Here is a 17024-nt window from a genome sequence, read left to right on the forward strand (position 1 = left end):
ATTGAATGGAGGAACGAAGCTAATGAACCTATTGAAGGTAAAAGACCGCATGGAGCTGGACCGGCGCGTTCCCTCCATGCCGTGGTTTGTGGAAAAATTCATCAACTACAAGCTGCCTGATCTGTCTCCTTCCTCCCTGCTGGAGTACGTCCGGGATTATGAGGCCTTTTTCAATTGGCTGCTTGCCGAAGGGCTTGCTGCCGGCCCTGTCATCTCGAAGATTACGTTGGAAGAGCTGGAAAAGCTGCATATGGATAGCATCGACGCATACCGGATGTTCCTCGCCTCTAAACCGATCCAGGCGAACAGCCGAACGACCGTCTCGCGCAAGCTAAGCTCGCTGCGCTCTCTTTTTCACTATCTAAGCCAGATTGCTGAGGATGATGACTTTTATCCACTGTTGAAGCGCAACGTCATGGCCAAGGTAGCGATCAAACGAACGCATAAACCGAAGGATACTGCGGCTAAGCTGGAAGGTAAGTTGCTGCAAGAGGAAGAGCTAGGCGAGTTTCTGCGTTATGTGAAGCATGATTACGGCCTTGATGCTACGCTCAGCAAGCAGGGCCTTTCCTCTTTTGAGAAAAATTCGGTCCGGGATTCCTGTATCGTCAGCCTAATTCTGCACTCCGGGCTACGTGTCTCTGAAGTATTGAATCTCAATCTGGACGATCTTGATCTCAAAAAAAAGCTCGTTTATGCCTACCGTAAGGGCAGCAATGACGATACGTTCAAGGTACCGGTCTATTTTCGCCAAGAGGCGGTTCAGGACCTGCAGGAGTACACTGCGCTTCGCGATAACCGCTATGCTGCTCCAAGAAGAGAAAAAGCTCTTTTTCTCGCTGTAGCCAATGGTAAATCGGAGGGTTCTCGCATGACAAAAAGGGCCATCCAACAGATGGTCCTCAAGTATGCCAAGCGGTTCGGCAAGCCGTACCTATCCGTGCACAAGCTCAGGCATTCCTTCGCTACGGATTACTATTTGCGCAATGATCTGTATAAAACCCAGGAGCAGCTAGGCCACGCCTCGCCCGACACGACCCAGATCTACGCTCATCTTACCGACAAAACGATGCAGGAGGCTATCGACCGCATCCGTAAGGATGAGTGAAAATCACTCGCCAACAGGCACCAAACGGTCGGTGGGACGGTCAGTGATCCCAAAGCTGCGGCATAGCGCCTTCTTCAACAGCATAATCAAAATCTTCAATATCAAACACCTGGACCGGTACCTCAGCTTCGATGAGGCGGTCCTGGAATTCATACTGATCCGAAAGGATCGGAATCTCAAGCTTAGAAGCGGTCAATAACAGTTCCGTCTCCACGGGATCAAAATACTCCCCATAATGAGCATTGTCCATGGAGTTCACAACCGTGAACTGAATGCGATCGTTCAAAATGAGCGGTGAGCTCTCTCTCCAAGGCATCTGAAGTGCTCTCTCGATCTTTTTGCGGTTCAGCGAGTCTTCAAAAAACAGAATCAGCTCCCCGATTTTGCCGCGTACGAAGGCATCCTCTGTCGGGTCGTCCATGACAGGCTCTGGGCTGTCCTTCATCTCGTAAAGCTCCAGAATAGTGGAGTAAGGCAGTACGAAGTCAACTGGCAGGCTCGGAACGAGCAGCTGTCCATAAGTCGCCACCATCACCGCTTCAATAACAAATCTCCGCTGCATTCCAGATCCCCCTCTTCAAGCAACGTTACCATGTTAGTGAATCCATTATACATGAATTAGCTTCTGTGCCATAGGGCTTAGCTCTAGTTGCCTGCAAAATAAGGCGAAGGTACAATAGCAAGTAGAACAGGCGCATAAGTCGCTAAAAACGGAGGTCGACTGTACCCTTGCAGCAAGAACAGATTATCATTATTGGCGCCGGACCTTGCGGCCTGGCTGCCGCACTGGAGTTCCGCAACCGCGGAATAGATGCCCTGATCATCGAAAAAGAGAACCTGGTCCATTCTATTTCACAGTACCCGACTTATCTTAGTTTTTTCAGCTCTCCAGAGCTGCTGGAAATAGGCGATGTGCCGTTCACGACAGCACAAGAGAAGCCTTCACGCCTAGAGGCGCTTAATTATTACCGTACCGTCGCTCTACGGAGCGAAATTCGCATCAACGCTTATGAGAAGGTTGAGGCTGTAATTAAGGAGGAAAGTGGCGGTTTTCTTGTCCACACGACGGCACGCTATGGAGAAAAACGCAGCTATTCCTCTAAGGCCGTTGTGATAGCCACTGGATATTTTGACCATCCCAATCGAATCGGCATTCCCGGAGAGGATCTGCCTAAAGTGAGTCATTTCTTTCGGGAGGCGCATCCATATACCGGTATGCAAGTTGCGATTATTGGAGGCAGCAACTCCGCAATAGACGCTGCTTTAGAGCTGGAACGGGTGGGCGCTAAGGTGACCGTTATCTACAGAAAGCGGGACTACTCGCCTCACATTAAGCCCTGGGTCAGGCCCGTTTTTGAAAGTCTCGTGCGCAAAGAACGCATACGGATGCTTTTTAACTCTAGAACCGTTGCTATCAAGCCGGGGAATATCGTCATTCAAGGTGAAGAAAGCGTACCATATGAGCTAGAAAATGACTTTGTGCTTGCTCTAACGGGCTTTCATCCCGACCGCGACTTCCTATTATCGATGGGTGTTGCGATTGAGCCGGAGGGCTATCCGCTCTTTGACAGCGAGACGATGGAAACCAATGTTCCCGGTATTTATCTTGCCGGTGTTGTCGCTTCACGCCATGAGGCCAACGAGATTTTTATCGAGACCGGCCGTTTTCACGGGGTGAGGATCGCCGATCATTGGCAGGCGGCTCCATTCTGAAAACTGAGGAAGAAGGGGACAGTCTGTTTCGGCAGACTCGTCCCTAGCCTTCCTCTTTTTCTTTTAACGGTTGCTTCGAGTTTTTACCCGATTTATTTAATGCCACTAATGGTTTACATAACTATCCTTACAAAGTTAAAAGCTCGACAAAATGGATATACGCTGTTGGATAAAAGTTTACAGACATCGGCATGCCAGTGTTGACTGATAAAATGTCCCATCTAAACCTGCCATCCATCCACTGCTCTCCCTTTACCGTCATCAGTATAAAAAGAAGCGGGCGCATTGGAGCAACCCGCTTCCTGAATTGAATTTCAGTAGTTACAGTACGCGTAAAATGCCGTTTTTTGTAGCTGCTCTGCTTCTAAATTATCGTTAACGGAGCTGAAATACTCGCCAACCGCCTTCCCTGCGGCTCTATTACATAAACTGCCGTTCAAATAGATGTAGTACTCGTAGACAAACGTCTATGCAGATGTAGTATTTGTAGACTGTCGAACAAGTAGTCGTTGTACTTGTAGCCTGTCGTTCAATCCGCTGCATGCTGTAAAAGTTGCTTTCTTTAAAGTCGTACAGCCCTCGACATCGGTTGCGTCGTTCCGTCACTGGATGTCGAAATGCTCTCCATCTTGTTGTTTTATGCGCTTCCCCGGGAAATATCATAGACTATTCTGAACATTTCCCGTCACTATTTCCTCTACTTCTACCCTTATCAACACCGTCTACTGCGGATGAGATCGCTCCAGCTGCAGCAAATCCTGGCGGCTCGTCGTATTCTTTTTCCTATCCTCCGCTGCATAGCGGCGCCAATAGATCAGCGCATATGAAGCGGTTCCCCAGCCTGCAGCCGTTAATGCCCCGTAGGGGCTGTAAAAGACAGCGAAGCCAGACAAGATGAGCAGGAAAACTACTGCAATCCAGCAAATCGATTGCCTGGCTCGGCCCAGTGGCCATAATGGATACATTTCCAGAGACTGCGCTCCGCGACTTATTCGCAGCAGCCCAGTCATCGGAATGAGCAACCCTCCATGATGCAGAAGTAAACCAAGCACAAGCAACAAGCCCGCTGTACTGCCCCATGAAACGGGCATCAGCAGCAGAACGCCGGCAATGACCGCCGGCATAAGCCCCGCCAAGCAAGCTGCTCCCGTAAAGCTGCGCCGCTTGCCCTGTACGCGGCCGAGCTTTTCCAGAGTCGGCAATGAGCTCTCGCGCGCCAACGCGCCTAGAAGCCTCGTCGAAGCGAACAGAATCGACATCGCAGCGGTAAACAGGCTAAGGACGATGAGCAAAGTTAAGGCTGCAGCAAAAGCTGGACGGCTCCTAACAACGACGCTGAGAGATTCGATCAAGAAAGCGGAATGACCGCTGAAGGGATGAGCCAGGCCATACATGGCGGTCAGCGCCAGCAGCAAGTAACCAGCGGTGAACACATATGCAGCCGCCTGGAACTGTCCCCATGGAAGGCGCATGCGCGGTTCAATCGTTTCCTCCGCTGCTGATTCGGCAGAACCTCCAGCGACAAATAAGCGCCACAAAAGGAGCAGACCGACAAGCCATCCTTCCTCCACGGGAACACGAGAAATGGTTTCAGAAGATCCTTTTGCTAAAGATGAATAGGCGAAGTCTGGCCATAAAGCGGCCGCCAGCACAAGGAGCAAGACCGCACATGCAGCGAGTTGAACGATCGCACTCCCAGCCTGGAAGCTGGCGTACCACCTGTTTCCTCCTAGGCAGGCGAGCGTTTGTAGCAACAGGAACACGATAAAAAACGTAACGGCAGCTGTCGTCGCTGAACCTCCTTGCCAGCCCGCCCATGCTTGACCGAGCCATCGAGAGGCTTCAAAATTCAGATAGGCAACAAGAGTCCATTGCCCGCCTAGCTGCAGTAGAGCAGACATACGGCCTGCACTTTTTCCGGAAAGCAAAGTTGCAGCATACGCCCCCCCTTTTGCTGTCGGAAACGAAGACATCAGCTCGGCCTGTACCGCATGGACTGCCAGCGCACATATCCCTAATATCGGCCAAATCCATACAATTAGGCTGCCGCTGCCTGAAAATCCGACATAGGCGAAAAGTAAAGCTCCGCCACCAATCAACGCCATGCTGTTGAACGGAATGCTGAAGGCGACTAGCGGACCGAAGCCCCGCTTCAGCTGCTGAGCAATTCCATATCGGTTCAGCTCCGTTTTATCCTGCATGAATTGGATGTAAGCGGCATATCGCGTTAGCGTTTGATAATCGCTATTCATACGGCGATGCTCCGCCAGAGCAAATGCAGCCAGCCAGAAGACGGCGGTCAAACAAAAAAAAGCAAATCCGGCCCACATCCACATGAAAGCTCCCCCTTTTGGTAAGCCAACCCTTCCGCTCCTCATGCAAAACGAAAAGTGCCGAAATCCGATCCGATATTCGGTTCGTTATCCGGCACCTATTGACAGTCGTAAGCATGATTCAATCATTCACATCCATAACGCCCAGAGGACCATCCTCGTTGATCAAATCGCTGAGTTCATAGACAGAAATTGGGAAATAGGGAAAGCCGTACACATAGGGTGTTATCTCATAAACGCTGAACCATATGATCAATGCCCGGTCCGCAATATAATAATCTTGATCGGCGCGGATTCCTGTGAAGGGTTGAAGCGTCTCTATCCCCCGCTGCTTGATCTGTCTGGCTACCAGTTCCGAAAGCCGGCTCACGTAATTCGCATTCTTTTTAAATAACCCTGAGAGTGGGACAGTCTTTCCTTCCGAATTAATGAAGGTCAGCGACCGCTGCAGCGTAAGGCCATGGGCTCCGCCAGTAAAGGCATAATTGAATTGCGAGAGGCTGAGAACCCCCTTCTGATTGTTCTTGATCTCATAATAACCTAGCATCTGGGAGCGTGGGTCCTCGAGAGAGCCCTGATCTTCCAAAAGTGTTCTGGCCGCAAATCGAATCGACGCATTGATCGATGCTGCCGCATCCTCGTCACCAGGCAAAGTGACGACGGGCAACAAAAGCTCGATTTTGGGCCTAACGACGCGGCTAGTATGAATGCCTGCCGGCTGAACAAACGGCATGATTCTCCACCTGCCATATCCATAGAATCGGTCTACCCGATTGTATGCGGTCAGGTTGGGGAATCATGCCGTTATCCGTTAAAGCAACATTTTTTCGCGCTCGGTAAGTCTACGTCCACTAACCTGCAGTACCTGCTTACCGGCATTAAGGCCGATGATCCGGTCTGCATATCGTTCTGCCCAGTCGCCCTGATGCATAACCGCTATAACGATTAGGCCTTGCTGTTTACATAGCTGCTTGAGATCTCCAAGCACCTTATCCGCAGCATGGGGATCAAGTCCTGAGACAGGCTCATCTGCCAGCAATACCTTTGCGCCATGCACTAATGCCCGGGCAATAGCTACGCGCTGGCGTTCTCCCCCGCTAAGTTGGTCCGCCTTGTTATGGGCCTTGTCCAACAAGCCGAGCTTCTCAAGCATGTCCATTGCACCCATGTAGTCGTCACTGCGCACCATCCCGGTTACACGGCGGAATATCGAAGCTTGCGCCGCAGAGCCGATCAACACGTTTTTCAGAGCGGTCCGCCTCAGATTCAGAGACGCCTTCTCCTCGATCAATGTTATTTCTTTGCGGATTCGGTAACGGCCTAGCCCAGTTGTGGACACTTCTTTTCCGTCTACTTTGTACGTTCCGGAAGTCCAGCTCTCTTGCAGTGCGAGGCATTTGAGCAGCATCGATTTGCCGCTGCCGCTTGCGCCCTTGATTGCGATGAACTCCCCGTCATCTGCGCGGAAGCTAATATCATCAAGGACCGTTGGTCCCGCTGGAATCTGTTTTTTCAGATGTGCGATATGGATCATGGCTGCTGCTGCGCTCCTTCTGGCCGTCCGGCACATAACCCCGGTCCGGCAATCGTTGTCGATTCCCTATCTTACCAGTGTACGGTAAACAAAAAACTCTTTCCACACGAACAAATGTTTGCTATAATAAAAATAGAACAGATGTTCTACTATCTACTCTTAATCAGGAGTGTGATCGAAATGAACTGCAACCACTTTCGATTCATTGAGCGCCATCGTCCCTACCGTGATCTGACCTTCAAGTTTTATGATGATGGCCGTCTTGCGATTATCGACAATGACTCTCAATCCGCGCTCACCCCTTCCGAGCTCAAGGGCGAGAGCCGCGACTTCTACGTACGACAACGCATTGCTTTCATCAAGAGGGATCTTGCTGCCAAATCGCAGCGCTACGCCTGATCGGCCTACCATCTCCTGAATTGACTGACGTTCCTTCTTTAAGGTAGATTGAAGGAAGTCTTGACCCCATCCAGTCTATCCAGAGGAGATATTACCGCAATGACCACACCGATCCCGCAAACCATCCTATTCGATCTAGATGATACCCTTATACATTGCAATAAATATTTCAACCTGGTCATTGATCAGTTCGTCGATGCAATGCTCGTCTGGTTCGCGTCTTATCCCGATCTAACTGAAGGCGTCATCCGCCAGAAACAGAGTGAAATCGATATTGCCGGCGTTCAAGCCAGTGGATTTATGAGCGACCACTTTCCACAATCCTTCTTGGACACGTATATTGATTTCAGCCGCCTTACTGGTCGCAGCGAGGACTCCAATGAAATCGACCTGTTGTGGAGCATGGGCCAGAGCGTGTACGAGCAAGAGGCGGAGCCCTATCCCGACATGGAGCAGACATTGGAGACACTTCTGGCAGCGGGTCATGAGCTGCATCTCTATACAGGCGGTGAGCCTTTGATTCAGCAGCGCAAGGTAGATCGCCTACAGCTGCAGCGGTTTTTTGGAGAGCGAATTTACATCCGCCAGCATAAAAACACCGAAGCACTGGAACAGATTCTAATAGATGGCGGATTTGATCGCGCCAATACGTGGATGATTGGCAATTCCATTCGTACTGATGTTGTTCCAGCTCTAACGGCCGGCATTCATGCCATTCACGTGGAAGCCAAGACGGAATGGCTGTACAATATTATCCATATTGAAGTGGAGCCTAAGGGGGCGTTTCTGCAGTTGCAGCATCTGCGCGACGTTCCCTCTGGTATAGACAACTATCGTCAGCAGCTCCCCTGATTCAAAATAAGCAAAGGGCATGAGTGGTTCCGGATTACCGGTTCCTCTCATGCCCTTTGCTTATTGCTCAGCTTCGCTTGCGGTCGGCCCCTCATTTTCTGAGTCCCGTGAACAGAACTATAGCATGCAGCGGTTTCCATATTTGGCGACTTGCTCCGCCTAAATAATCGGAAGAATTAGCTTGCGGGCTTTTTTTGTTCACGGCAGATAAATAACTCTCCTGCGTGTTGTTTTGATGGTAGTAACGAATATCCATCTCATGCCTGAAAATTGTTTCGTACATTGTTTTTCTCTCCTTGCGGGTCGTAAGTTTGGTGTTCCGGCCCTACAAGAAGTATCTCATGACATAACAGGAACAAAAAGTGTACAATAATAAAAGATAGCTTCCTCTTTTCTGGACTGGAAAACGCTTCCTTCCACTTTTTACAGCTTGTCCCTCTGAAAACGGCAGCATAAAAGGAGAAATGAACCGCAGTGCTGAGTGCAGAACGATTTTTGTTACTGTTGAACCATTATCGAATTCTTGACCGCGATACCGAGGTAGAAGCAACTTTGGAAGAGCTGGCAGGGCTATTCCATTGTACGGAACGAAACGTCAAGCTGATTATTCGCAAGCTGGAAGATGAAGGCTGGATCATATGGCATGCCGGCCGTGGCCGCGGCATCCGCTCCCGCATCGAGTTCTGTACGAGCAGAGAACAATTCCTGCTTGATACCGCCAAGTTAATGGCGTCTGAAGGGGATTATCAGAAGGCGTTCCAGCTAATGCAACACCACGGTGACCGCACCTCAGCACGCGATCGCTTTGTTGATTTTCTTAACGGCCACTTTGGTTCTGATCGGCTTGTTGATGGCATGCAGGCGCAGCGGGATATTTTCCGCCTCCCTGTTTATCGCCCTCCCGTATCCCTCGATCCTGCACGGCTGTTCTTCTCGTTCGACTCTCATCTGATCCATCAAATTTTCGATCGACTGCTCGGCTTCGACGCGCGGGAAGACAAGATCGTACCTGCGCTGGCCCATAATTGGGAGAGCAGCGAGGATGCCCGTGTCTGGACCTTCCATCTGCGCAAAGGGGTCAAGTTTCATCACGGCAAGGAAATGACCTCAGAGGATGTATGTTTTACGCTGCAAAGGCTCGCAGACGGGCAGCCGAACCGCTTCTTGCTTGAAACGATGGTCGCGGTAACCGCGATAGACAGCCGCACCGTACGGATCTCGCTGCGCCAGCCAAACCGTCTACTGCCTAGACTGTTATGCTCTGCCGTCGCCTCCATCCTGCCCGCAGACTTATTGCAGGACGATCCCGAGCGTTATTGGCAGCTGCCTTCGGGTACAGGGCCATTCCGCCTCAATCGCTGGACAGCCGAACGTATGGACCTGGTCGTCCATGAGGCCTATTTTCAAGGACGCGCTTACCTGGATGAGGTGCAAATTGCTGTGATGCCAGAAGATATTCCCGCGGAAACACGCCAGAAATGGGGGCAGATCATGGCGAGTGACACCCGTATGGCGGTTCGACCAGAGCAGAGCTGGGGAAAGATTCAGACCATTAATCATGGCTGCAGCCTGTTGTCCTGGAATCGCCGGAAGTCCGGCCCGCAGCAATCAGTCGCCTTCCGGCAAGCGATTGATCTGGCCATCGACCGTCAAGGAATGAGCCGAATGAGCGGTGATCACTGTTATCCGGCTCGCAGCTATATGCCTAAAACCCATCAGCATCCCGCATTAGAGCGATACGAGCCTGACACGGCCATCCGGCTGCTGGAGGAATGCGGATATGACGGCACGCCGATCAAGCTGCTTACTGGCCCCATGCAGCTTCGTGATGCCAAATGGATTAAGGCGCGCTGCGCAGAAATCGGCGTCCCGGTAGAGATTCGATGCGAGCAGCAGCAAGCGGTATATCCCCCTGATCTAGTGATGGAAGCCGATTGTATTCTACTACATCTGGTTTTCGCTGAAGATGAAGTTTGCGAGCTTGAAATCTACTTGCAGGATTCCAGCTATGTACGCCAGCATACCGATAACGCTCTGGCTGTCTGGGTAAGGCGGATTCTCGATCTGCTCTTTTCTGCCGAAACATCGGAGGAGAGACGCTCTCTGCTCCGCCAAATCGAGCAACGCTTGCTGGACGAACATCAGGTTACTACGCTGATCCATCGGACAATCAGCACTTATGTGCATCCTTCTGTACGCGGAATCGATATCAATAAGCTGGGATGGATGGATTTCAAAGACATATGGCTCGTATCCGATGCTCAGGAATCGGCAGTGACAAGTCTGAGCTCCCCGTTGTAAGGAAGCTCAAGCTGCAATCTTCCTTTCACGGCGGCCCCTCTCTCGTTCGTGAACGTAAGAAGGCTTGTCTGTCTCTTTTGGAGCAGCGATTGAAGCATCGCTAAGCTGATCTTCTTACCATGCTGCTCCTTCCAAATGACGAAGCGGCAGCCTTCTTTGAATTGTGAGCAGCCGTAGCCCCGCTTACCTTCAACTATCGCGCCGCTGCAGCCGGGCTGAGGACATCGACCCAGCACTTTCAAGCCGGTTGTCGAGCCTTGGCTATCAGCAGCACCTTTACCGTTTGCCGCCGCGGATCGAATCGCTTTGCCAGCTGCGGCCGCAGCTCGGCTGCTGCCTGCGCCTTTAGACGCGGCCGTACCCTTCGCAGCATCTGTCGCGCCTTTTGCCGCCCGGCCAGCAGCAGGACGAGTAGTCCCTTTACGAGCGCCCTGGCGGCCGTTGCCGCGCTCTTGCTCCTGAAAAGTACCGGCTGGCGCTGGAGCCTGCTCCCGAACCTTTTCAACAATCAACTTCGCGAACTGCTTCACCTTATCGATGAATGTCTCATGGGAGGCTTCATCCCGGGCAATCTGCACCAATCTCCGCTCCCATTGGCCGGTCATGACCGGAGAAGCCAGCAGCTTAACGCCAGCCCCGCGAATCAACTCGATTGCGGCAATGCCCTTGGGCTCAACTTCGAGCTTTTTGCCTACGGCCACGATATACCCAACCTGCTTCAACCTCTCGATCGTCGCTGCTCGTGTCGCCGGAGTGCCAAGACCGCTGTCTCGCATCGTCTCACGCAGCTCCTCGTCTTCCATGGACTTGCCTGCGCTTTCCATCGCCTTGAGCAGAGTTCCTTCCGTAAAAGCCTTAGGAGGCTGCGTCGCCTTCTCTTCCGCTTTTGCCCCTTTGCAAAGCACCGGAGCCTCGGCGTCAACAGTGAATTCACCATCAATGAGCAGTTGCTCGTCCTCTTCTTCTTCGTCGCCGTTTTTCTTTGCTTTGCCTCGGCTCTTTTTACTCTCTTCATTGTCCGCTTGGCCTTGCGTCACTTTCCAGCCTGGATCAAGCAACTGCTTAACCCGTGTACGAAAAGTTTCCTCCTCCACTTCCGTCAGCACGGTGTGGTTGCGGTACACAGCCGGACCGTAATAATGGGATAAAAAGCGGCGCACAATAAGATCATAAATTTTCTTTTCATCCGCGTTCAGTGAGCCTGGCTTTTTTGGTGTCGGCAAAATCGCATGATGGTCCTCGACCTTGGACGGGTTGCACACAGCCTTATTGCCCTTATGCACCTTGGAGCGATCCGCTCCGACCGCCAGCTCGGCATACTCCGTACCACGCAGCATATCTAGTGCTTTGGCCATTACCGGAACCGTTTCCTCGGTCACGTAATTGGAGCTTGTTCTTGGGTATGTAATAACTTTATGTTTCTCATAAAGAGCCTGCGCTACATCAAGCGTTTTTTTGGCAGGGAAGCCATAACGACCGTTCGCTTCACGCTGCAGCAGCGTCAGGTCATGAAGCCGATAAGGATACTCCTTCGACTCGACGATGTCATAACGGGAAATGCGCCCTTTTTTCCCTTTCACCTTTTCAGCTAGCGCCTGAGCTTTCGCTCCATCCGTCAGCCTCTCTCCTTGCCAGATTCCCTTGTACTTAACCGTCTTCTGGTGGAATTGAGCTTCGATCCGGTAATAGGTTTCGGACTGGAACGCCTCAATCTCTTTATAGCGGTCGTAAAGCAGCGCCAAAACAGGCGTTTGCACCCGGCCAACCGACAATAACGTGCGATGGCGAATCGTAAAAGCACGAGATGCGTTCATACCGATCAACCAGTCCGCTTCGCTTCGCGCTTGTGCCGCCCTCGTAAGTGGAGCGTATTTTTCATCGCTTGCCAGCTGCTGAAAGCCCCTGCGAATCGTCTCCGGCGTCAAGTCGGATATCCATAACCGATCAACGGGCTGACTCAGCTTCAGATGCCGACGGATGAGATGAAAAATAAGCTGCCCTTCCCGCCCGGCATCACAGGCATTGACGATCCGTTCGCATTTGCGTGCAAGCTCTCCAATGACCTTGAGCTGATCCTTCGTACGAGGATTCGGGGATAGCTTGAAGTTATCCGGTATAATCGGCAAGTCGGCGTCTTGCCACTTTTTGTACTTAGGATCATAATCATCCGGCTCGGCAAGACCGACTAGATGACCGATGGCCCAAGTAACAATAAACCGCTCGCCCTCAAGATGAGTGCGGCGGTTCGTTGCTCTAGGCTCCATGACGGCGGCAATTGTCCGTCCCATATCCGGTTTTTCGGCAATAATGAGTGTCTTCAATCAACCGACTCCTCTCTAATCCAAGGAGGAATTTTACAGCAAAGGGAGGAAGGCTGCCGAGCCAAGGCTCAGGCAGCAATATCCTCCAGCATGTCCAGAATATCATTCACACCTACGGACCAGTTCTGGTCCTCGGCATATTTGCGGTTGATCCAATTAATCGGATCCTGATCTCCCGGACGGTTTTTGCTGAGATTGACCACCGTTTTGGCGGCGATCATGGAAGATTCCTCAATGGTCGTATTGAAGCTCTGCCAACTGTAATATACATTGAACGGATTATTAGCCATCTCTTTGGCGCGATCGTGATCTTCCGGCACAAAGCTCTGTTCCTGCCCAGTAATGGCAAACAGCAGCAGCGGATCGATGTTATAATGGCGCGCAGCTTTAATAATGGCATCCATATACTTAGGCTCGGCCAACATCGAAGATCGGCTTTCTAGGAAAGCTTTCAATTCCTCATATTGAATATCGGAATATTGCAATGACTTCGGGAGCTCATTTTTAAAAGTTGGTGTTGCTTTCTTTCCAGGTTCAGTGGCTGCAGCAGCTGCTTCCTTACCAGGAGCTCCGGATGCTTGGCTCTTGACTCCGGCAGCAGCCTGCTGTTCCAGAGCTGAAGCCGACACGATTGGCATCGTACCTGCTCCATTGCTTTTATGGACAAGAGACCAAATATACACCAGTAAACCACCCAAAAGCAAGATGGCGAACACGGCAGACAGCAGAATCCGTGTGCTTGGCATACCGCTCAACAGAGAAGCCGTATCCCCCTTTTCAAGGGAGGATGAAGCTTGTGGCTCAGCGGCAGCAACAGGGGCATTCAGCTCACGTGCAACGGCATCGAGCGGAGTTTGCTGATCATTAGAGTTCACCAGTCGCAATACACGCTGAAATTCACGGTCTTCTACTGAAACATCCAACTTGCGCTCGACCCAGCTGCGAAGCGGCCGGACAATTCTTTGATCACGAATATCGAGGTCAAGGCATGCTTCAAAAATATGCCCCGTATGAACAGTTCCAACGCTGCCAAGCAGCTTTTTACGTACAAGGCGCGAGGTCAATTCTTTTTTAACGGTTTCGGCAAAGTCCGGTAAATGCTGATTGATAATACGCCGAATGGCATCGGCAACAATTTCGCTTTTCTCACTTTGCGGTTTATCAGGGTATTTATCGTCAATAAAGGTTCTGATATGGTGAATATCCGCAGGCGTGAGAATTGAGGCGCCTTCGGTGCTTTTCACGAGCAATCTCTCCTTTATCTATCCTTATTGGGAATAGGCAATAGGCCTATTGTACCATATCAAGTGATAGTGGAGAGCTTAAGATATTGGATAAACCGTCAGTATGAACCAATACATCCAGAACTTTCTTAAAAAGGAAAAAGCGCCTGGTGAGCAGGCGCCTAGTTATTCTTAAGGGAGCATGCTGCTGCCCATCAGATATTTGTCGACCTCGCGAGCAGCTTCACGACCTTCGTTGATCGCCCAAACGACGAGACTTTGGCCGCGACGGATATCGCCAGCTGCAAACACTTTATCAACGCTCGTGACGTACTTGCCGTAGCGAGCTTTGACATTTGTACGCCGATCTTGCTCCACCTTGAAGGCATCAACAAGCGTTTTTTCTGGTCCTTCGAACCCAACCGCGATGAAAACGAGATCAGCCGGCCATACTTTTTCGGTGCCTGGAAGCTCTTTGTAGATCTTTCTTCCGGTCTCATCAACCGTACGCTCGATCTGCACGGTATGGAGCTCCTTCAGCTTGCCGTTCTCGTCACCGACGAACTTCTTCGTCAGCACAGAGAATGCCCGTGGATCTTCGCCGTATACCGCCTTAGCTTCTTCATGGGCGTAATCAAGCGTATAAACGTTCGGGAATTCCGGCCATGGATTCGTGAGCGAATCACGCTGCAGCGGAGCCTTCGCATGCGTACCGAACTGGGTCACGGACTTGCAGCCATGACGCAGCGCCGTAGCAACGCAGTCAGTACCGGTGTCACCGCCGCCGATGACGATAACATCCTTGTCCTTGGCGGAAATATAGTTGCCATCCTCCAGGCCAGAGTCCAGGTAGCTCTTAATCGTTCCGTTAAGGTAATCCATCGCCATATGAACGCCCTCAAGCTTAGAGCCTTCAATGTCTACGCCGCGAGCTTTGGTCGCGCCACCGCACAGCACGATTGCGTCAAAACCCTCTAGAAGCTCTTCTGCTCCGATGTCTTTGCCAATCTCCGTATTCGGTACGAAGTCGACGCCTTCCGCTTCCATCAGGTCTACACGGCGCTGAACGACTCCTTTGTCCAGCTTCATCGTCGGGATGCCGTAAGTGAGCAAGCCACCAATCCGATCCGCACGCTCATATACGGTTACCGTATGGCCAGCTTTGTTCAGCTGAGCCGCACAAGCCATGCCAGCTGGGCCGGAGCCGACTACGGCTATCTTTTTACCCGTACGCATCTTAGGAGGCTGAGGTACGACCCAGCCCTCGTCGAAGCCGCGATCAATAATCGCTTGCTCAATCGTCTTAATTGTAACGGAATCGCCGATCAGCCCAACTGTACAGGAACCTTCGCAAGGCGCCGGACAGACGCGACCCGTGAATTCAGGGAAATTATTCGTTTTGTGCAGGCGCTCAAGCGCTTCACGCCAGAGACCACGGTAGATCAAATTGTTCCACTCTGGAATCAAGTTGTTCACCGGACAGCCGGAAGCAGCTCCCGCGATTTCCATTCCCGTATGGCAATAAGGCGTGCCGCAGTCCATGCAGCGCGAGCCTTGCGTACGCAGCTGATCATCGGGCAAATGCTTGTGGAATTCATCCCAATCCTTGATTCTCTCTAGCGGACTGCGATCAGTCGGCAGCTCACGCTTATATTCCATAAAACCAGTTGGTGTCGACATCTTTCCCCATTCCTCCATCCATTAGTCCCGTGTTCATCTGTTATCTGTATGTGTATGTGTGCTAGGACACTTGACCAAACCGATTCGATTCATTACATAAACTTGCATGCCGGCGAATACTTTGTACAACATCGTAGCATTCTTTCCAAGTGTGCTTAATGGAGTATGCGTACAATCATTTGCACTTTGTCGCATAAAAGCAGCATAGAGATTACAATTGGCGAGCCTGTGACTTCCGCTGATACGTATTGAAAGTGTATGTCTCCCCCTGCGATCCTGTCTCTTGCCCAGGAACAGACTCCACGAGCTTCCACTCTTCCGGCGAAAATTCAGGGAAATAAGCATCTCCCCCGCCATAAGAGAAATTAACCTCCGTCAGCAGAAGCCTGTCCGCATGCTGCATCATAAGGCGGTAAATCTGCTCGCCTCCGATAACCATAAGCTCCGAGTCAGATGGTACTGCTTCCAGTGCTTTCTCAACCGTATGAAAAAGCTCCACGCCTTCAGGAAGCTCAATCTCGCTGCGAGAAAGCAGCAAATTGCGACGTCCCTTGAGTGGTCGGCTGCCAAAGGATTGGAACGTCTTCCGCCCCATTAGTACGGCTGTGCCCAGCGTTTGATTTTTGAAAAAGCGCATATCTTCCGGAAGCTTCCACGGCAGATCATTGCCCTTCCCGATCAGGCGATCCCGGTCCATGCAAGCAATCATCGTCACACTCATACCGATACCTCGGCTTTAATCGTAGGATGATGTTCATAGCCGACGACCTCAAAGTCTTCGAAACGGTAGTCAAAAATGGAATCTGGTCTGCGATTCAGCACAAGTCTCGGCAGCGGGTATGGCTCCCGTGTTAACTGCAGCTTAACCTGCTCCAGATGATTCGTATAAATATGCACATCTCCTCCGGAGTAGATCAGCTCTCCAGGCTCCAGATCGCATTGCTGCGCAATCATATGCGTCAGCATGGCGTACTGAGCAACATTGAACGGCAAGCCGAGGAAAGTATCGGAGGAACGCATCGTAAACATACAGTTCAGACGTCCGCCGCTCACCTGGAATTGGAACACAAAGTGACAAGGAGGAAGCTTCATCCCACCAATCTCGCCCACATTCCAGGCACTGACCATATGTCTGCGGGAATCCGGATTGTTACGGATCGAATCAATAACGGCCGCAATCTGATCATGCGTACTGCCGTTTTTGTCCTCCCAAGCTCGCCACTGGGAGCCATATACCGGCCCAAGGTCTCCGTTCTCATCCGCCCATTCATTCCATATCCGAACACCATTCTCTTGAAGGTACTTAATGTTCGTATCTCCGCTCAAAAACCAAAGCAGCTCGTGAATGATCGATTTGACATGAACCCGCTTCGTTGTGACCAAAGGAAATCCTTTGGCCAGATCGAATCGAAGCTGTCTTCCGAATACAGAAATGGTGCCGGTGCCGGTTCGATCGGAACGCTCCGTGCCGTTGTCAAGAATATCCTGTAAAAGTTCCAAGTAATTGTTCATTTCGAACCCCCTAGCCACTATCTATAAGAAGTATTTTAACATCCCGAA

At 51.2% G+C, this 17024-nt stretch carries 15 protein-coding genes; 5 read left to right on the forward strand and 10 right to left on the reverse strand.

Annotated features, from left to right (window positions below):
* The first annotated feature begins 22 nt into the window (after nucleotides 1-22).
* A complete protein-coding gene (xerS, locus tag CGZ75_RS06980) occupies nucleotides 23-1108 on the forward strand; it encodes a tyrosine recombinase XerS (RefSeq protein WP_089523498.1) in 1086 nt (361 codons plus the stop codon).
* Between the two features lie 40 nt (nucleotides 1109-1148).
* Here the strand turns inward: xerS and CGZ75_RS06985 are convergent, their stop codons facing one another.
* Nucleotides 1149-1670: an ADP-heptose synthase gene (locus CGZ75_RS06985; protein ID WP_089523499.1), complete on the reverse strand. Its 522-nt coding sequence runs from the start codon at nucleotides 1668-1670 to the stop codon at nucleotides 1149-1151.
* Between the two features lie 167 nt (nucleotides 1671-1837).
* On the opposite strand from CGZ75_RS06985, the gene CGZ75_RS06990 reads away from it, so the two are divergent.
* Complete coding sequence (locus tag CGZ75_RS06990) at nucleotides 1838-2821, forward strand: YpdA family putative bacillithiol disulfide reductase (protein WP_089523500.1); 984 nt, start codon at nucleotides 1838-1840, stop codon at nucleotides 2819-2821.
* 722 nt (nucleotides 2822-3543) lie between these two features.
* Here CGZ75_RS06990 and CGZ75_RS06995 read toward each other — a convergent pair.
* From CGZ75_RS06995 to CGZ75_RS07005, 3 genes are all read right to left on the reverse strand, one after another.
* Nucleotides 3544-5157 carry an amino acid permease gene (locus tag CGZ75_RS06995; protein WP_176444709.1) on the reverse strand — a complete coding sequence of 538 codons (1614 nt, stop codon included), beginning with the start codon at nucleotides 5155-5157 and terminating at the stop codon, nucleotides 3544-3546.
* Nucleotides 5158-5275: 118 nt separating this feature from the next.
* Complete coding sequence (locus tag CGZ75_RS07000) at nucleotides 5276-5887, reverse strand: DUF3298 and DUF4163 domain-containing protein (RefSeq protein ID WP_089523502.1); 612 nt, start codon at nucleotides 5885-5887, stop codon at nucleotides 5276-5278.
* 78 nt (nucleotides 5888-5965) lie between these two features.
* Nucleotides 5966-6688, reverse strand: coding sequence for a phosphonate ABC transporter ATP-binding protein (locus CGZ75_RS07005; RefSeq protein ID WP_089523503.1), 723 nt, complete (start codon nucleotides 6686-6688; stop codon nucleotides 5966-5968).
* 180 nt (nucleotides 6689-6868) lie between these two features.
* On the opposite strand from CGZ75_RS07005, the gene CGZ75_RS07010 reads away from it, so the two are divergent.
* A complete protein-coding gene (locus CGZ75_RS07010; protein ID WP_089523504.1) occupies nucleotides 6869-7087 on the forward strand; it encodes a hypothetical protein in 219 nt (72 codons plus the stop codon).
* A 99-nt stretch (nucleotides 7088-7186) separates the two neighbouring features.
* The gene (locus CGZ75_RS07015) at nucleotides 7187-7939 is read left to right on the forward strand and encodes an HAD family hydrolase (RefSeq protein ID WP_245850734.1); all 753 of its coding nucleotides are present in this window, start codon (nucleotides 7187-7189) and stop codon (nucleotides 7937-7939) included.
* A 91-nt stretch (nucleotides 7940-8030) separates the two neighbouring features.
* On the opposite strand, the gene CGZ75_RS07020 is transcribed toward CGZ75_RS07015, so the two are convergent.
* The gene (locus CGZ75_RS07020) at nucleotides 8031-8222 is read right to left on the reverse strand and encodes a hypothetical protein (RefSeq protein ID WP_089523505.1); all 192 of its coding nucleotides are present in this window, start codon (nucleotides 8220-8222) and stop codon (nucleotides 8031-8033) included.
* A 191-nt stretch (nucleotides 8223-8413) separates the two neighbouring features.
* On the opposite strand from CGZ75_RS07020, the gene CGZ75_RS07025 reads away from it, so the two are divergent.
* Complete coding sequence (locus CGZ75_RS07025; RefSeq protein ID WP_089523506.1) at nucleotides 8414-10240, forward strand: ABC transporter substrate-binding protein; 1827 nt, start codon at nucleotides 8414-8416, stop codon at nucleotides 10238-10240.
* On the opposite strand, the gene CGZ75_RS07030 is transcribed toward CGZ75_RS07025, so the two are convergent.
* The 5 genes from CGZ75_RS07030 to CGZ75_RS07050 form a co-directional block, all read right to left on the reverse strand.
* Nucleotides 10201-12561 (reverse strand): type IA DNA topoisomerase, encoded by a 2361-nt coding sequence (locus tag CGZ75_RS07030; RefSeq protein ID WP_089523507.1) that lies wholly within the window; start codon nucleotides 12559-12561, stop codon nucleotides 10201-10203. The two genes, CGZ75_RS07025 and CGZ75_RS07030, sit on opposite strands and share 40 nt — an antisense overlap.
* Nucleotides 12562-12629: 68 nt before the next feature.
* Complete coding sequence (locus CGZ75_RS07035; protein ID WP_089523508.1) at nucleotides 12630-13805, reverse strand: lysozyme family protein; 1176 nt, start codon at nucleotides 13803-13805, stop codon at nucleotides 12630-12632.
* Between the two features lie 171 nt (nucleotides 13806-13976).
* A complete protein-coding gene (locus CGZ75_RS07040) occupies nucleotides 13977-15464 on the reverse strand; it encodes a glutamate synthase subunit beta (protein WP_089523509.1) in 1488 nt (495 codons plus the stop codon).
* Between the two features lie 211 nt (nucleotides 15465-15675).
* Nucleotides 15676-16185, reverse strand: coding sequence for a dihydrofolate reductase (locus CGZ75_RS07045; protein WP_089523510.1), 510 nt, complete (start codon nucleotides 16183-16185; stop codon nucleotides 15676-15678).
* Nucleotides 16182-16976, reverse strand: a complete 795-nt coding sequence (locus CGZ75_RS07050; RefSeq protein WP_089523511.1) for a thymidylate synthase — start codon at nucleotides 16974-16976, stop codon at nucleotides 16182-16184. The genes CGZ75_RS07045 and CGZ75_RS07050 overlap by 4 nt, the downstream gene beginning before the upstream one ends.
* Nucleotides 16977-17024 lie beyond the last annotated feature (48 nt).

The organism is Paenibacillus herberti (assembly GCF_002233675.1).
GTDB lineage: Bacteria > Bacillota > Bacilli > Paenibacillales > Paenibacillaceae > Paenibacillus_O > Paenibacillus_O herberti.

Coding starts and splice junctions, on each gene's coding strand:
- CGZ75_RS07000 (WP_089523502.1), bottom strand. CDS start 5,887: ATGCCGTTTGTTCAGCCGGCAGGCATTCATACTAGCCGCGTCGTTAGG.
- CGZ75_RS07040 (WP_089523509.1), bottom strand. CDS start 15,464: ATGTCGACACCAACTGGTTTTATGGAATATAAGCGTGAGCTGCCGACT.
- CGZ75_RS07020 (WP_089523505.1), bottom strand. CDS start 8,222: ATGTACGAAACAATTTTCAGGCATGAGATGGATATTCGTTACTACCAT.
- CGZ75_RS07010 (WP_089523504.1), top strand. CDS start 6,869: ATGAACTGCAACCACTTTCGATTCATTGAGCGCCATCGTCCCTACCGT.
- CGZ75_RS07045 (WP_089523510.1), bottom strand. CDS start 16,185: ATGAGTGTGACGATGATTGCTTGCATGGACCGGGATCGCCTGATCGGG.
- CGZ75_RS07050 (WP_089523511.1), bottom strand. CDS start 16,976: ATGAACAATTACTTGGAACTTTTACAGGATATTCTTGACAACGGCACG.
- CGZ75_RS06995 (WP_176444709.1), bottom strand. CDS start 5,157: ATGTGGATGTGGGCCGGATTTGCTTTTTTTTGTTTGACCGCCGTCTTC.
- CGZ75_RS07005 (WP_089523503.1), bottom strand. CDS start 6,688: ATGATCCATATCGCACATCTGAAAAAACAGATTCCAGCGGGACCAACG.
- CGZ75_RS06985 (WP_089523499.1), bottom strand. CDS start 1,670: ATGCAGCGGAGATTTGTTATTGAAGCGGTGATGGTGGCGACTTATGGA.
- xerS (WP_089523498.1), top strand. CDS start 23: ATGAACCTATTGAAGGTAAAAGACCGCATGGAGCTGGACCGGCGCGTT.
- CGZ75_RS07015 (WP_245850734.1), top strand. CDS start 7,187: ATGACCACACCGATCCCGCAAACCATCCTATTCGATCTAGATGATACC.